Raw genomic sequence first — 15642 nt, 5'->3', positions numbered from 1 at the left:
ATGCTAATGCCGCGTCGGCACCGGGCCGGCTGGATTCGGTGCACACGGCTGTGTAACACTCGTCCCCACCCGGCGCCAGGGCCCTCCCCGCCCTCTTCGCCGTCCCTCCACCCCGCCCTTCAATCCGAGGAAGACCATGAGCGTTTACGACAAGCTGAAAGAACTCAACATCACCCTGCCCCCCGTGTCGGTGCCTGCTGCGGCCTACGTGCCCTATGTGCAGACCGGCAACCTGGTGTTCCTCTCCGGCCACATCGCCCGCAAGGACGGCAAGCCCTGGGCTGCACAGTTCGGCCGCGACATCGGCACCGAAGAAGGCAAGGCCGCCGCGCGCGCCGTGGCCATCGACCTCATGGGCACGCTGCATGCTGCCACCGGCGGCGACCTCAACCGCGTGCAGCGCATCGTGAAGGTGATGAGCCTCGTCAACTCGACCGGCGACTTCACCGAGCAGCACCTGGTGACCAACGGCGCCAGCGAGCTGCTGGGCCAGGTGTTTGGCGACAAGGGCGTGCATGCGCGCAGTGCCTTTGGCGTGGCGCAGGTGCCCATGGGCGCCTGCGTGGAAATCGAACTGATCGCGGAACTGGCCTGACGCCGTAGGGGCGGAGAGAGCCCCAAGCGCTGCAGGGATCACGCAACACAGCCCTGCAGCGCTCCAGGCGTTTGGGCTTGTGCTGCGCAGGCAGAAAAATTTCTGCCAAAGAGGGCTCTGCATGCCGGGTTTTCCCGTATTGCTGCAGCACTCACGGTTACAATAAATGAGAATCATTTTCATTTATTGACCGCACAATGAGAAGAGCACCCAACCGCCGAACCGTACTGACACAGCTCGCTGCAGCAAGCGCGGCCCTGCATGCCCCCTGGGTGCATGCCCAGGGCGAAGAAATCAAGCTCGGCCTGTCTGCCGCCCTGTCCGGCCCCTCGACAGACATGAGCCACCGCTTCATTTCCGGGGCCACGCTGTGCTTTGACAAGGCCAATGCCCAGGGCGGCATCCAGGGCAGAAAAGTGAAGCTCATCAGCCTGGACGACGGCTACCAGCCCGAACGCTGCGCCGACAACGCGCAGCGCCTGATACAGACCGAGGGCGTGCACGCATTGTTCGGTTTTTTCGGCACCGCCACCACCCAGGCCGCCCTGCCCATCATCAACAAATCGGGTATCCCACTGTTCTCTCCCGTGACCGGTGCGGAATCCCTGCGCAACCCCTTCAGCCCCAACGTCTGGCACACCCGGGCCAGCTACTACGAGGAAACCGAGGCGCTGGTCACACAACTCACCCAGGTGGGCATCGACCGCATCGCCGCCGTGTACCAGAACGACGCCTTTGGCACCGAGGGCCTGGAAGGCGTGCGCAGGGCCCTGTCGCGCCGTGGCCTGGCGTTGGCGGGCACGGCGGATATCGCCCGCAACAGTGCGGGGGTGGCGGCAGCCGTCGAGTCCCTCAAGGGCATCCAGCCATCCGGAATCATCCTGGTGCTGACCCAGACCTCGGCGGCGGCCTTCGTGCGCGCCTGGCGCCAGCAATCCCAGGCGCACAGAACCACCGCGCTCCGAACCCTGTCGGTGGTGGATGCCAACGCACTGCGCGACGCGCTGGGCGAAGCCGGTGCCGGGATCGGCATCTCCCAGGTCGTGCCGTTTCCCTACGACGCCCGCAAGGCCCCCGTGGCCAGCGAGTATGTGGACACGGCCCTGGACAAGAAATCGGATGTTTCCTTCCTCGGCCTGGAAGGCTTCATCGCAGCCAAGGCCCTGGTGGCCACGCTGCGCAAGGTGCCCGGCAAGTCCGAGCGCGACAAGCTGATCGAGGCCATAAAAAACATGGGCACCCTGGATCTGGGCGGCTTCCCTCTCCAGTTTGGGCAGCGGCAAAACAGCGGGAGCAATTTCGTCGAACTGGTCGCCCTCGGAGGCAAGCAGGGCTTCATCCGCTGACCGCCCTCAGGCCAGGCCTGTACCGCCGCAGAGTCAGAACGACTCCCAGTCCTCCTCCGCCCCCTGGGCCAAGGCCGGCGCAGGGGCTTTGGCCTTGGCGGACTTGCTGCTCCCCTGGGCAATGCGCGGGGTACGCGGGGTGCCCGGCTTGCCCGCGCCGTCAGGCTTGGCTGAGGCAGAAGGCGCCCTCTGGGCCGGGGGCGCAGGCGTGTGCGCCGCACGCACCGGCGGCTCCATGCTGCCATAGGCCGTGCCATTGACCTTGAACACCGACACCACCTGCGCCAGGTGTTCGGCCTGCTCGCGCAGGCTTTGCGCGGCGGCGGCGCTTTCCTCCACCAGCGCGGCATTCTGCTGGGTCATCTGGTCCAAGTTGCCCACGGCCTGGTTGACCTGCGAGATGCCCGCGCTCTGCTCGGACGAGGCCGCCGTGATCTCACCGATCATGTCCGTCACGCTCTGCACCGAGCGCACGATGTCGGCCATGGTCGTTCCGGCATCGGCCACCAGGCGGGTGCCGGTTTCCACCTTCTCGACCGAGGCTCCGATCAGCGCCTTGATCTCCTTGGCCGCCTCGGCACTGCGCTGCGCAAGGTTGCGCACCTCGCTGGCCACCACGGCAAAGCCCCGGCCCTGCTCGCCCGCACGGGCGGCCTCCACGGCGGCGTTGAGTGCGAGGATGTTGGTCTGGAACGCAATGGAGTCGATCACGCCGATGATGTCGTTGATCTTCTTGCTGCTGTGGTTGATGTCCTCCATGGTCGTGACCACCTGCGTCACCACCGTGCCGCCCCGCTCGGCCACGCCCGTGGCGCTGGCCGCCAGGGTGCTGGCCTGGCGCGCGCTGCTGGCGCTTTGCGCAATGGTGCTGGTGAACTCCTCCATGGCCGCTGCCGTTTCCTGCAGGTTGCTGGACGTTTGCTCGGTGCGTGCCGACAGGTCATGGTTGCCGGTGGCGATCTCGGCGCTGGCGATGGCGATGCTGTCGGTGCTCTGGCGCACCTGGTGCACCATGCGCCCGAGCGAATCGCTCATCGCGTACTGCGAGCGCAGCAGGTCGCCAAACTCATCGCCGCGCGTGACCGCGCCCTGCGCACTCAGGTCGCCCGCCGCGATCTTGGCGGCCAGGTCATTGGCCTGCGCCAGCGGGCGCTGGATGCTGCCGATGAGGTAGTAGGCGCCCGCAATGATGGCGGCAAGCAGCGCCGCCACGGCCACGGCCGCGATCTTCACCGTGAGCATGCGCGACGCCGCCATCTCGGCCAGGCGGGTTTGCGCGGTGCTCTGCTGCAGCTCCACAAAGCTGCGCAGGGACTGGAGGTAGGTGGCCACAGCGGGGTTGTAGGTCTGCTTGACCAGGGTGACGGCCTCGTCGGCCTTGCCATCGGCCTTGAGCTGGCGGGCCTTGCCCCGCAGGTCGATCATGGTCTTGCGGGCCTCGGCGATCTTGGCCATCTGCGCCTTGTCGGCATCGGACAGGGCCATGCCCTCCAGCGATTTCTGCACCTCGGTGATCTGCGCCGAGGTGGCCGCGATCACGTCCTTGAACTCGGCCTCGACCGCTGGATCACTGCTCACGATCAGCGCCTGGGTGCGGGCGGCGTTGGTCTCGGTCAGCCCCGCCCAGCGGATGGCCGCCCCGACACGGTTCTGCATCTCGCGGGAGACCACGTCGGCCTCGGCCTGCACCTGGGCCGAGCGGTAGGCCGAGAACCCCACCACGCTGGCCAGCATGACCACGATGAAGATCACGGCGAGCCACAGTTTCTGGGCAATGCGGATGCGTTGGAACATCATGGTCTCCTGGCGTTGTCCGGGAAAGCCAGCGCCTGAGCGCCGGCCGGCTTGCGTGCCTGTCTGCCTGACCTGCGGCGGGCTGCAGCGGGCTGCAACCCACTGCCGCTGGGCGCAGCACCTTGCCAACGGCATGCCCCCCCACACATGGCCCCCTGCGGCCACACAGACAATTTCTTACATATGGTGCGCCCGTTCCGGTATTTCGTCCAATCCGTGGCAACCCGTGGAATGCGACGGCAATAAAAAAACCACCCGGACGGGTGGTTTCTTGGCCAAATTCCGTGGACGGCTCACTCCACCCGTGTCACCGCGTGGGGCTTGAAGCCCAGGTCGGCCGCCTTGCCCTTACGACCGCGCGCGGCGCGGGCGTTGTTCAGGCTGCGGATCTCCAGCGTCTCGTCGCGCACCTTGCCGCCCCGGCCGATGCCGTCGAGGCGAATGCTGCGCGTGTAGGCCGCAGCGCCTGCGAGTTGGTCCTTGTCTTCCAGGTCGATCAGCATCAGCCCCCGACCGCCGTTGGCCATGGTCTTGAGCTCGGTGATTTCGAACGTGAGAATGCGCCCGCCCGTGGAGGCGCAGGCCACATGCGTGGCAGGCAGCACCGGCTTGCTGCCCGTGGTGCCCGTGGTGCCCGCAGCGTGCGAGGGCACGCACACGGTCTCGCCTTCGCCCAGCGTGAGGAAGGCCTTGCCGCCCTTCTGGCGCGACACCATGTTCTCGACCGCCGCCAGAAAGCCGTAGCCGCCCGAGTTGGACAGCAGCAGCGTGGCGTTGGCGGGCCCTGCAAAGTAGTGCAGCACCTGCGTGCCGGCTTCCAGCTCGATGAGCGTGGTCACGGGCTGGCCGTCGCCGCGCGCGCCGGGCAGCAGCGACACGGCCACCGAATACACGCGGCCGTTGCTGCCAAAGGCCAGCAGGGTGTCGACCGTGCGGCACTCGAACGTGCCATACAGCCCGTCGCCCGCCTTGAAGGCAAAGCTGGCGGCCTCGTGGCCGTGGCCGGTGCGCGCGCGCACCCAGCCTTTTTCCGAGACGACCACGGTGACGGGCTCGTCCACCACCTTCACTTCGGCCACGGCCTTTTTCTCGGCCTGGATCAACGTACGGCGCGCGTCGGCAAAGGTCTTGGCGTCCGCCTCGATCTCCTTGACCATGGTGCGGCGCAGCGAGCCGGGGTTGCTCAGGATGTCTTCGAGCTTGCCCTGGCTCTCGCGCAGTTCTTTCAGCTCTTGCTCGATCTTGATGGCTTCGAGCCGCGCGAGCTGGCGCAGGCGGATTTCAAGGATGTCCTCGGCCTGGCGGTCGCTCAGGTTGAAGCGTGCGATCAGTGCGGCCTTGGGCTCCTCGGCCGCGCGGATGATGGCGATCACCTCGTCGATGTTGAGCAGCACCAGCTGCCGCCCTTCGAGGATGTGGATGCGGTCCAGCACCTTGGCCAGGCGGTGCTGGGTGCGGCGGGTGATCGTGGTCTGGCGGAAGGCGATCCACTCTTCCAACATCAACCGCAGCGACTTTTGCACGGGCTTGCCATCGAGCCCCACCATGGTGAGGTTGATGGGCGCCGAGGTCTCCAGGCTGGTGTGGGCCAGCAGCGCGGTGATCAACTCCTGCTGCGGGGTCTTGCCCGTCTTGGGCTCGAACACCAGGCGCACGGGCGCGTCCTTGCTCGATTCATCGCGGACCACGTCCAGCACGGCCAGCATGCTGGCCTTCAATTGCGTCTGGTCTTGCGAGAGCGCCTTCTTGCCGGTCTTGACCTTGGGGTTGGTGATCTCTTCGATCTCTTCGAGCACCTTTTGCGTGCTCACGCCCGGCGGCAGCTCGTTCACCACCAACTGCCATTGGCCACGCGCCATTTCTTCGATCTTCCAGCGCGCGCGCACCTTCAGGCTGCCGCGGCCGGTGCGGTAGGCATCCGCAATATCGGACGCAGCGCTGATGATCTGGCCGCCACCGGGGTAGTCCGGGCCGGGCACGATGGCCAGCAGCTCGTCTTGCGGCAGCGACGGCGTCTTGATGAGCGCGATGCAGGCATCGGCGATCTCGCGCAGGTTGTGGCTCGGGATCTCGGTGGCCAGGCCCACGGCGATGCCGCTGGCGCCGTTGAGCAGCGCGAAGGGCAGGCGCGCGGGCAGCTGGCGCGGCTCCTCCGTACTGCCGTCGTAGTTGGGCATGAAATCGACCGTGCCTTCGTCGATCTCGTCGAGCAGCAGGCTGGTGATGCGCGACAGGCGCGCCTCGGTGTAGCGCATGGCAGCAGCGCCGTCGCCGTCGCGGCTGCCGAAGTTGCCCTGGCCGTCGATCAGCGGGTAGCGCTGGGCAAAGTCCTGCGCCATGCGCACCAGCGCGTCGTAGGCCGACTGGTCGCCGTGCGGGTGGAAGCGGCCCAGCACGTCGCCCACCACGCGGGCGCTCTTGACCGGCTTGGCCGCTGCGCTGCGCGTGGGGCCGCTGTAGCCCAGGCCCATGCGGTCCATCGAATACAGAATGCGCCGCTGCACGGGCTTGAGGCCATCGCACACATCGGGCAGCGCGCGGCCCTTGACGACCGACAGCGCGTATTCGAGGTAGGCGCGCTGGGCGTAGCCCGCCAGGCCCAGGGAGTCGCCCCCGTCGTCGCCTGCGGTGGTGAAATCTAAAGTGGGTTGGTCGCTCATTCGTTCGGAATCGTCGGTATCGGTAGGGTTTCAAGCGCCCCCGGGGGCGCGCCATGGGGTGGGGCCACACGCGCGGGCGGCAGGTTGCCCCGGTGCTGTGCGCCCCCCGCCAGTTCCATGCGCACCCGGCCCGGCATGGCGCGCTGGGCCAGCACGGGGGCCGGCGGTTTGAGCTGGGCATACAGGCCCAGCACGGTGCGCACGTAGTTCTGGGTTTCCTTGAAGGCCGGAATCTGGTTGCCCGCCTTTTGCACCGCGCCTTCGCCCGCGTTGTAGGCGGCCACGGCCAGGTCCATGCGGCCCGGGAACAGGTCAAGCAGGTGGCGCAGGTAGCGGGTGCCCGTGGGCACATTCACGGCGGGGTCGGCCAGCTTTTGTTCCACCGTGCGCCGGGCGTCACTGCTCACGCCAAAGCGGTTGGCCGTGGCGGGCATCACCTGCATCAGGCCCACGGCGCCCTTGGGAGACACGGCCGTGGCGTCAAAGCCGGATTCGGTGGCGATCACGGCCTGCAGCAGCTCGTAGTCCACGCCATGCCGGGCAGAGGCGGCACGCAGGTGGTGCTTGACCCGCTTGTAGTCGGGTGCAATGTCAAAAAAAGCCAGCAGGCGCGCGCCCGCGGCCGGCAAGGCGTAGGGCATGGCCTGCCCGGAGGCCGGCATGTCACGGGTGGAGTCGAAATCGTTGCCACGGAAAAACAGCTGGTAGCGCGCATCGACCTGCTCGGCGGCGAAATGCGTCACCCCGCGCTCGTCCACATGCGCCCACAGGTCGGCCCGGGCCGGTTGCTGCACGAAACATAGCAGCAACCCTATAGCCAACAAGCGCAAGAGGCCGATTTCCCTAAGTCGCTTCATGGCGGGCAGAGGGCGCAGTACCCGTCAGATGTCGATCTCGACCGCATCGCCATGCAGCTCCATCAGCTCGCGGCGCGCGGCGGCTTCGCCCTTGCCCATGAGCTTGGTGATGAGGCCTTCGGTGGCGGCAAAGTCCACGTCACCCAGCTGCACGGGCAGCAGGCGGCGGGTGTCGGGGTTGAGCGTGGTTTCCCACAGCTGCTCGGCGTTCATCTCGCCCAGGCCCTTGAAGCGGCTGATCTGGCACTTCTCTTTGGGCACGCCGTCCTTGGCGCACTTGTCGAGGATGGCCGTGAGCTCGCCATCGTCCAGCGCATACATCTTGGCGGCAGGCTTCTTGCCGCGCGCAGGCACGTCCACGCGAAACAGCGGCGGGCGCGCCACGTAGATGTGGCCGGTTTCGATGAGCTTGGGAAAGTGGCGGAAGAACAGCGTGAGCAGCAGCACCTGGATGTGCGAGCCGTCCACGTCGGCATCTGACAGGATGCAGACCTTGCCGTAGCGCAGGCCGCTCAGGTCCGGCGTGTCGTTGGGGCCATGCGGATCGACGCCGATGGCCACCGAGATGTCGTGGATTTCGTTGTTGGCAAACAGGCGGTCGCGCTCCACCTCCCAGGTGTTGAGCACCTTGCCGCGCAGCGGCAGGATGGCCTGGCTTTCCTTGTCGCGGCCCATCTTGGCACTGCCGCCGGCGGAGTCCCCTTCGACCAGGAAGACTTCGTTGTGGGCAATGTCCTTGCTTTCGCAATCGGTGAGCTTGCCGGGCAGCACGGCCACGCCCGAGCCCTTGCGCTTTTCGACCTTCTGGCCCGCCTTCTGGCGCGTCTGCGCGGCCTTGATGGCCAGTTCGGCCAGCTTCTTGCCATATTCGACATGCTGGTTCAGCCACAGCTCCAGCGTGGGGCGCACAAAGCCGCTGACCAGGCGCACCGCGTCGCGCGAGTTCAGGCGCTCCTTGATCTGGCCCTGGAACTGCGGGTCGAGCACCTTGGCGGAGAGGACGTAGCTGGCGCGCGCAAACACGTCCTCGGGCAGCAGCTTCACGCCCTTGGGCAGCAGGCTGTGCAGCTCGATGAAGCTCTTGACCGCGTTGAACAGTCCGTCGCGCAGGCCGCTTTCGTGCGTGCCGCCCGCACTGGTGGGGATCAGGTTGACGTAGCTCTCGCGCATGGGCTGGCCGTCTTCGGTAAAGGCCACGCACCAGGAGGCACCCTCGCCCTCGGCAAAACTCTCGTTGTGGCGGTCGGCAAAGCCTTCGCCTTCAAACAGCGGGATCACCGGGTCGCCATTGAGCGTCTGCATGAGGTAGTCGCGCAGGCCGCCCTTGTATTGCCAGGTTTGCGTGTCGCGGGTTTTCTCGTTGACGAGCTGCACCGTCACGCCGGGCATGAGCACCGCCTTGCTGCGCAGCAGGTGGGTGAGCTCGCCCATGGGCAGCACGCTCGACTCGAAATACTTGGCATCGGGCCACACACGCACCGAGGTGCCCTGCTTGCGCTCGCCCGCCTCCAGCGCACGCGCCACCAGGGGTTCGACCACGTCACCGGCCGCAAACACCAGGCGCGCCGCCTTGCCTTCGCGGTAGCTGGTGGCCTCCAGCCGCGTGGCCAGAGCGTTGGTCACACTCACGCCCACGCCGTGCAGGCCGCCCGAGAAGCTGTAGGCGCCGCCCTTGCCCTTGTCGAACTTGCCGCCCGCATGCAGGCGGGTGAACACCAGTTCGATCACGGGCGCGTTCTCTTCGGGGTGCATGCCAAACGGAATGCCGCGGCCGTCGTCCTCCACACTCACCGAGCCATCGGCATGCAGCGTGACGCGGATCTTCTTGCCATGGCCGGCCAGCGCCTCGTCGGCGGCGTTGTCCAGCACCTCCTGGATGATGTGCAGGGGGTTGTCGGTGCGGGTGTACATGCCCGGGCGCTGCTTGACGGGCTCCAGGCCCTTGAGCACGCGGATCGAGCCCTCGGAATATTCACTACTGGTGGACACGGAAGACGGTTTGGCAGACATAGCGGCGAATTGTAGTGCGGCAAGCGGGCCGCAGCTGGATGGAAAAACAGTCATCTCCAACCCTGCTGGCAACTGTATTGGTCACGGGTGTATCAGCGCGTTTTGCCCAATCTGGCTACATTGCTGCGCATGCATATGAATACTCCCAAACTGTCCATGTTCCAGGTGCTGGCCTGCGGCGCGGCCATCGTGACCCTGTCCATGGGCATTCGCCACGGGTTCGGGCTGTGGCTGCTGCCCATCACGCAAGAGATGGGCTGGACGCGCCAGTCGTTCGCGCTGGCCATCGCCCTCCAGAACCTCTCGTGGGGGATCATCGGCATCTTTGCAGGCATGGCGGCCGACCGGTTTGGCGCTTTTCGCGTGCTCATGGGTGGCGCCGTGCTTTACGGCCTGGGCCTGGCGGGCATGGCGCTGTCACCCACGCCCACACTGTTTGCCTTGACGGCCGGTGTGCTGATCGGCGCCGCGCAGGCGGGCACCACCTATGCCGTGATCTACGGCGTGCTGGGGCGGCAGATTGCGCCCGAGCGCCGCTCCTGGGCCATGGGCGTGGCCGCTGCCGCAGGCTCGTTCGGCCAATTCCTGATGGTGCCTGTGGAAGGCTGGCTCATCGCAGGCCTGGGCTGGCAGCAGGCGCTGCTGGCGCTGTCGATGGCGGTGCTGCTCATCGTGCCCCTGGCCTTTGGCCTGCGCGAGCCGGGCTTCAAGGGCGCAGCGCCTGTGAAGCGCGAGCAGACCATCGCTCAGGCGCTGGGCGAAGCGTTCCGCTACCCCAGCTTCAACCTGCTGATGGCCGGCTACTTCGTCTGCGGCTTCCAGGTGGTGTTCATCGGCGTGCACATGCCCAGCTATCTCAAGGACCATGGCCTGTCGCCCCAGGTGGCCAGCTATGCGCTGGCGCTGATCGGCCTGTTCAACGTGCTGGGCACCTACGTGGCAGGCACGCTGGGCCAGCGCATGCCCAAGCGGTACATCCTGGCGTTCATCTACTTTGCCCGCGCGGCCGCGATCACCGTGTTCCTGCTCGTGCCGCTGTCACCGCTGTCGGTGTATGTGTTCTCGGCCGTGATGGGCACGCTGTGGCTGTCCACCATCCCGCCCACCAATGCCACCATCGCGGGCATCTTCGGCGTACAGCATCTGTCGATGCTGGGCGGCTTCGTGTTCTTCAGCCACCAGATCGGCAGCTTCATGGGCGTGTGGCTGGGCGGCTATCTGTATGACGCCACGGGCAACTACGATATCGTCTGGTACCTCGCCATCGGCCTGGGCGTGTTTGCCGGGCTGGTGAACCTGCCCGTCAAAGAGAACCCCATCCAGCGCACCGCGCCCCAACCCGCCTGACCCGCTCGACATGCACCCCAGCCCCCAACCCGCCAAACCCTGGCCGCGCGCCCTGCGCTGGCTGGGTGGGGCCGCTGCGGTGCTGCTGTGCCTGGTGGTGTTCGGCCTGTACACCATGCCCGAATTCATGGTGATGCTGGCCGACCAGATGTGGGCGTGTTTCTGACCGCCATCGCCGGGGCATTCAGCCATTTTGGCCTGCAGCGCCTTCTGGACAAGCGCTACCAGCTATACATTCAATAGCATCACCATGCACGGTACTGAAGCTCCCTCCGAATGGGTCCGCCGCTGGGCCCCCTTGATCCCTGCGGGCAGCACGGCCCTGGACGTGGCCTGTGGCGCGGGGCGCCATCTGCGCTGGCTGCACGGCCTGGGCCACCGCGTGGTGGGGGTGGACCGGTCCGCCGAAGCCCTGGCCGCTTGCACGGGGCTGGGCGAGATGATCCTGGCAGACATCGAAAATGGGCCCTGGCCCTTGGCCGGGCACCAGTTCGGCGCCGTGGTGGTCACCAACTACCTGTGGCGGCCGCTGCTGCCCACCCTCGTGGCCTGCGTGGCGCCTGGCGGGGTGCTGATCTATGAAACCTTTGCCCAGGGCAATGAAACCGTGGGCCGCCCCGCGCGGCCGGAATTCCTGCTCGCGCCCGGTGAACTGATCGCCGCCTGCAGCGGGCTGCGCGTGGTGGCCTACGAGGACGGATTCGAGCAAAACCCCGACCGTTTCGTGCAACGCATCACGGCCGTGCGGGAACTCCCGCAGCCGGCCAACCCGGCCCGCCATCTTTTGGCCATGCCGCCTAGTTAGAATGCTCTTTTACCGTTTTTCATTGCGGACATGACCTCTTCTTCCGTGCCCCTTACCGGCAGCATCGTCGCCCTCGTCACCCCCATGCACGCGGACGGCAGCGTGGACTACCCCGCCCTGCGCAAACTGATCGACTGGCATATTGCCGAAGGCACCGACTGCATCGGCGTGGTGGGCACCACGGGCGAATCGCCCACGGTCAATGTCGAAGAGCACTGCGAGATCATCCGCGTCGCCGTCGAGCAATCCGCCAAGCGCGTGCCCATCATGGCCGGCTGCGGTGCCAACTCCACCGCCGAAGCCATCGAACTGGCGCGCTTTGCCAAGAAGGTCGGCGCCGACACGCAACTGCAGGTCGTGCCCTACTACAACAAGCCCACGCAAGAGGGCCAGTACCAGCACTTCAAGGCGATTGCCGAAGCCACGGGCGACCTGCCCATCGTGCTCTACAACGTGCCCGGCCGCTCGGTGGCCGATATGCAGCACGACACCGTGCTGCGCCTGGCCCAGGTGCCCGGCATCATCGGCATCAAGGAAGCCACGGGCAACATCGAGCGCGCGCAATGGCTCATCCGCGACCTGCCCCAGGGCTTTGGCGTGTATTCGGGCGATGACCCGACCGCCGTGGCCCTGATGCTGTGCGGCGGCCATGGCAACATCAGCGTGACGGCCAACGTGGCCCCGCGCCTGATGCACGAGCTGTGCGTGGCAGCCCTGGCGGGCGACGCGCGCCGCGCCATGGACATCCAGTTCAAGCTGATGCCCGTGCACAAGAACCTGTTCGTCGAAGCCAACCCCATCCCGGTCAAGTGGGCCATGGCCCGCATGGGCCTGTGCGGCGGCACCATGCGCCTGCCCATGACGCCGCTGTCCAGCGGCAACGAAGCCGTCGTCGAGGCCGCGCTGCGCAACAGCGGCCTGCTGGCCTGATCCAACCCGGGCCGCGCCCGGCTCCCTGAGACACTTTGTACTTCCCAAGGATTTCCGCGTGAAAGCTGCTACCACCCGCCTGAGCCTGCTGGCCCTCGCCATGGCCCTGTCTGCCTGCGCCGCCCTGGAAGGCGACAAGATCGACTACAAAAGCGCCACCAAGGGCTCGACCCTGGAAGTCCCGCCGGACCTGACCCAGCTGTCGCGCGACTCCCGCTACGCCGTGCCCGGCAGCGCCGTATCGGCCGCCGCCCTGCAGGCCGGCCAGGCCGCGCAGCCCTCCGGCACCGCCAATGCGGCCGCCCTGCAGTTGGGGGATGTGCGCATCGAACGCGATGGCAACCAGCGCTGGCTGGTGGTCAACCGCCCGGCCGACAAGCTCTGGGAGCCTGTGCGCGACTTCTGGCAGGAAAACGGCTTCAACCTGGCCCAGGCCGAGTCCAACGTGGGCATCATGGAAACCGACTGGGCCGAAAACCGCGCCAAGCTGCCGCAGGACTTCATCCGCTCCACGCTGGGCAAGATGCTTGACTCGCTGTACTCCACCGGCGAACGCGACAAGTTCCGCACCCGGCTGGAACGCAATGCCAATGGCGGCACCGAGATCTACATCACCCACCGCGGCATGATCGAGGTCTACGGCACCACCACCAAGGACAACACGGTGTGGCAGCCCCGCGCCTCCGACCCCGAGCTCGAAACCGAATTCCTGCGCCGCCTGATGGTCAAGCTGGGCGTGAGCCAGGAGCAATCCAAGGCCGTTGCCGCCGCCCCTGCGCCACGCGCACAGACAGCGCGCATGGCCACCGTCAACAACCTGCCCGTGGTGCAGCTGGACGAAGGCTTTGACCGCTCGTGGCGCCGTGTCGGCCTGGCCCTGGACCGTACGGGGTTCACGGTGGAAGACCGCAACCGCAACGAAGGCACCTACTTCGTGCGCTACGTCGCCCCCAACGCCGACAAGAAGGAGCCCGGCTTCTTCGGCAAGCTGTTCAGCGGCTCCGGCGCAGCCACGCCACCGCTGAAGTACCGCATCGTTGTGCGCAGCCAGGGCGAATCGACCACCGTGTCGGTGCAGAGCGAGGCCGGCGCCCCCGACACCTCGGCCAACGCCGAACGCATCGTGCGCGTGATTACCGACGACCTGAAGTAATCGAGAAGGCACACCGCCCTATCCCACCAGCACCCTGCCCCGGGCTCCGAGCCCTCGGCAGGGTGTGGTCTTTTTGAGCGTCCCACCTCCACCATGCTGCGCTTCAAGAATCTGGGCAGCGGCAGCACGGGCAATGCCACCGTGGTCGAAGGCAGCAGCGGCACGCAGGTACGCCGCCTGCTGATCGACTGCGGGTTCGGCATCCGCCAGTTGCAAGCCCGGTTGGCCCAGGCCCAATTGCAACCTGAGGACCTCGACGCCGTCTTCATCACCCACGAGCATTCCGACCACATTGGCTGCGCCCAGGCGCTGGCCGTGCGCTACCGCATTCCTGTGTGGATGAGTGAAGGCACCCACGCCGCCCTGGGCTTTCCCGACCTGGACGGGCTGCTGCAGGTGGCGCACGACCTGGAAGCCATTGACCTGGGCGAATTCCAGGCCCGCCCCTTCACGGTGCCGCACGACGCCCGGGAACCCCTGCAGCTGCGCTGCTCCGATGGCGCCGCCCACCTTGGCGTGCTGACCGACCTGGGGCATGCCAGCCCCCATGTGCTGGAGCAGCTGCAAGGCTGCCATGCCCTGATGATCGAAGCCAACCACGACCCCGGCATGCTGCAGGCCTCGCGCTACCCGCCGTTCTTGAAACGCCGGGTGGGCGGCCCCTACGGCCACCTGGCCAATGCCGCAACGGCCGACATTCTGCGCACCGTGCAGCATGCAGGCCTGCTGCAGGTGGTGGCCGCACACCTGAGTGCGCAGAACAATACCCCCGCCCTCGCGCAAGAGGCCCTGGCCGCCGCACTGGACTGGACGGCAGAAGAGATCACCGTGGCCAGCCCCACCCAGGGCACCGATTGGCTGCGCGTGGGCGAGCGCCAATGGGGCGGCTGACCCAGCCAGGCCATCCGCACGGGGCCGCCGCCAAGAGAAAATCCCCCCAAAGCCCTGCCCCAGCACCCGCCCCTTGCGGCACTTGCAGGGCAGGACGGGCAGGACGGGCAGGCCACAGACATAAAAAAAGCCCCGACCTTGCGGTGCGGGGCCTGGGCACGGGCCGGTGGAAACCGGCCCATCGCCTGCAGCAAATTACTTGGCTGCGGAAGCGCCGGTAGCGGCGGTGGCAGCAGCGTCGGCAGCGGCCTTGGCAGCGTCGGCAGCAGGAGCGGCTTCAGCAGCAGGAGCGGCGGCGGGAGCAGCTGCGTCGGAAGCGGCAGGAGCAGGTTCGGCGGCAGCAGGAGCAGCGGCAGGGGCTTCCACGGGTGCGGGAGCAGGTGCTGGAGCGGGTTCTTCCTTCTTGCCACAAGCGGCGAGTGCAGCAGCAGCGATCAGGGCGGCCAGAACGAGGGAGTTCTTCATTTCGATTTTCCTATTGGGTCAGACAGAATCTTGAAAAGCCACGGCGTCAGGCTCACTGAAGCCCTGGTACGCATTGGCACAATGCACTTGGCTTGCACCTTTTTGGCGCAACCGCTGATTATATTGGTATTTAGTCAATACTGACTAACACTGACGAAAGCTTTACACCGGCTTGACTTTGCGCATAGCGCCAACCACCGTGGGGACTTTGCCACATGCAGCGCGGGGCACTTTCTTGGGCCCGTCGCCCAACCCCGGAACCGGCGTTTACAAACCCAGCGTGGTCGAGGGGAAGCCGGGGGCACTCTTGCTGCGCACCCATTCATTGAGCGACTCCCGCAGCAGCACCCTGCGATCGGGCTCGCTGCCCGTCACCCCCACGCAGCGCTCCGGGTCCAGGCGGTGCAGGACCCACTGTGGCGACCACAGGGCGCTGGGCAGGTCCAGGGGGTCAGCCGCCGGGCTGCGGCGGCAGGTGATGATGTGGTCCCAGGTGCCGCGCCAGCGCACGAACCGGGCGTGGCGACGAATCACGTCATCATAGCTGCAGGCCAGCATCGTGAAACGCCGGCCACTGTGGGCCCAGGCCTGCAGGGATTCGACCACGCTGCGCTCGCCCAGCGGCCAATCGTGAAAATGGGCGTCGCTGATGACGATCTCCTGCCATCCGTCCCGGGCTGCCGTGGCGAAGGCGTCACGCACCAGCTGCTGGAACGCCTCCCGGCCACTGAACCGCCCGGCGGGCAGGTCACGCAGGGGTTCGGGCGGGGGGGCGGCTACATCGGTCAT

Annotated in this window: 14 protein-coding genes; 8 read left to right on the top strand and 6 right to left on the bottom strand. The window is 66.8% G+C overall.

Annotation, left to right across the window (positions count from 1 at the left end):
• Positions 1-136: 136 nt before the first annotated feature.
• A complete protein-coding gene (locus DBV10_RS06860) occupies positions 137-595 on the top strand; it encodes a RidA family protein (RefSeq protein WP_124511912.1) in 459 nt (152 codons plus the stop codon).
• Between the two features lie 197 nt (positions 596-792).
• Positions 793-1941 (top strand): ABC transporter substrate-binding protein, encoded by a 1149-nt coding sequence (locus tag DBV10_RS06855; RefSeq protein WP_124511910.1) that lies wholly within the window; start codon positions 793-795, stop codon positions 1939-1941.
• A 33-nt stretch (positions 1942-1974) separates the two neighbouring features.
• Here the strand turns inward: DBV10_RS06855 and DBV10_RS06850 are convergent, their stop codons facing one another.
• From DBV10_RS06850 to DBV10_RS06835, 4 genes are all read right to left on the bottom strand, one after another.
• Positions 1975-3735, bottom strand: coding sequence for a methyl-accepting chemotaxis protein (locus DBV10_RS06850; RefSeq protein ID WP_124511908.1), 1761 nt, complete (start codon positions 3733-3735; stop codon positions 1975-1977).
• 293 nt (positions 3736-4028) lie between these two features.
• Positions 4029-6395 (bottom strand): DNA topoisomerase IV subunit A, encoded by a 2367-nt coding sequence (parC, locus tag DBV10_RS06845; protein ID WP_124511906.1) that lies wholly within the window; start codon positions 6393-6395, stop codon positions 4029-4031.
• On the bottom strand, positions 6392-7252 hold the full coding sequence (locus tag DBV10_RS06840) for a lytic transglycosylase domain-containing protein (protein ID WP_124511904.1): 861 nt from the start codon (positions 7250-7252) through the stop codon (positions 6392-6394). The genes parC and DBV10_RS06840 overlap by 4 nt, the downstream gene beginning before the upstream one ends.
• A 24-nt stretch (positions 7253-7276) precedes the next feature.
• The gene (locus tag DBV10_RS06835; protein ID WP_124511902.1) at positions 7277-9262 is read right to left on the bottom strand and encodes a DNA topoisomerase IV subunit B; all 1986 of its coding nucleotides are present in this window, start codon (positions 9260-9262) and stop codon (positions 7277-7279) included.
• A 129-nt stretch (positions 9263-9391) separates the two neighbouring features.
• On the opposite strand from DBV10_RS06835, the gene DBV10_RS06830 reads away from it, so the two are divergent.
• From DBV10_RS06830 to DBV10_RS06810, 6 genes are all read left to right on the top strand, one after another.
• Positions 9392-10609 carry an MFS transporter gene (locus DBV10_RS06830; protein WP_124511900.1) on the top strand — a complete coding sequence of 406 codons (1218 nt, stop codon included), beginning with the start codon at positions 9392-9394 and terminating at the stop codon, positions 10607-10609.
• Positions 10610-10619: 10 nt separating this feature from the next.
• Positions 10620-10775, top strand: coding sequence for a hypothetical protein (locus DBV10_RS22865; protein WP_199740057.1), 156 nt, complete (start codon positions 10620-10622; stop codon positions 10773-10775).
• A gap of 84 nt (positions 10776-10859) precedes the next feature.
• Complete coding sequence (locus tag DBV10_RS06825) at positions 10860-11414, top strand: bifunctional 2-polyprenyl-6-hydroxyphenol methylase/3-demethylubiquinol 3-O-methyltransferase UbiG (RefSeq protein WP_124511898.1); 555 nt, start codon at positions 10860-10862, stop codon at positions 11412-11414.
• Positions 11415-11444: 30 nt separating this feature from the next.
• Complete coding sequence (gene dapA / locus DBV10_RS06820; protein WP_124511896.1) at positions 11445-12344, top strand: 4-hydroxy-tetrahydrodipicolinate synthase; 900 nt, start codon at positions 11445-11447, stop codon at positions 12342-12344.
• A 58-nt stretch (positions 12345-12402) separates the two neighbouring features.
• Positions 12403-13497 carry an outer membrane protein assembly factor BamC gene (gene bamC, locus DBV10_RS06815; protein ID WP_124511894.1) on the top strand — a complete coding sequence of 365 codons (1095 nt, stop codon included), beginning with the start codon at positions 12403-12405 and terminating at the stop codon, positions 13495-13497.
• Positions 13498-13590: 93 nt separating this feature from the next.
• Positions 13591-14388, top strand: coding sequence for an MBL fold metallo-hydrolase (locus DBV10_RS06810; RefSeq protein ID WP_124511892.1), 798 nt, complete (start codon positions 13591-13593; stop codon positions 14386-14388).
• Positions 14389-14583: 195 nt separating this feature from the next.
• Here DBV10_RS06810 and DBV10_RS06805 read toward each other — a convergent pair whose 3' ends face one another.
• Positions 14584-14853 (bottom strand): hypothetical protein, encoded by a 270-nt coding sequence (locus DBV10_RS06805; RefSeq protein WP_124511890.1) that lies wholly within the window; start codon positions 14851-14853, stop codon positions 14584-14586.
• 267 nt (positions 14854-15120) lie between these two features.
• Positions 15121-15642 carry a hypothetical protein gene (locus DBV10_RS06800; protein WP_124511888.1) on the bottom strand — a complete coding sequence of 174 codons (522 nt, stop codon included), beginning with the start codon at positions 15640-15642 and terminating at the stop codon, positions 15121-15123.

Source organism: Acidovorax sp. FJL06, from assembly GCF_003852545.1.
In the GTDB taxonomy this organism is placed as follows: Bacteria; Pseudomonadota; Gammaproteobacteria; order Burkholderiales; family Burkholderiaceae_C; genus Acidovorax.
The sequence above is the reverse complement of the archived record's forward strand: the minus strand, read 5'-3'. Positions and strand labels throughout refer to the sequence as shown.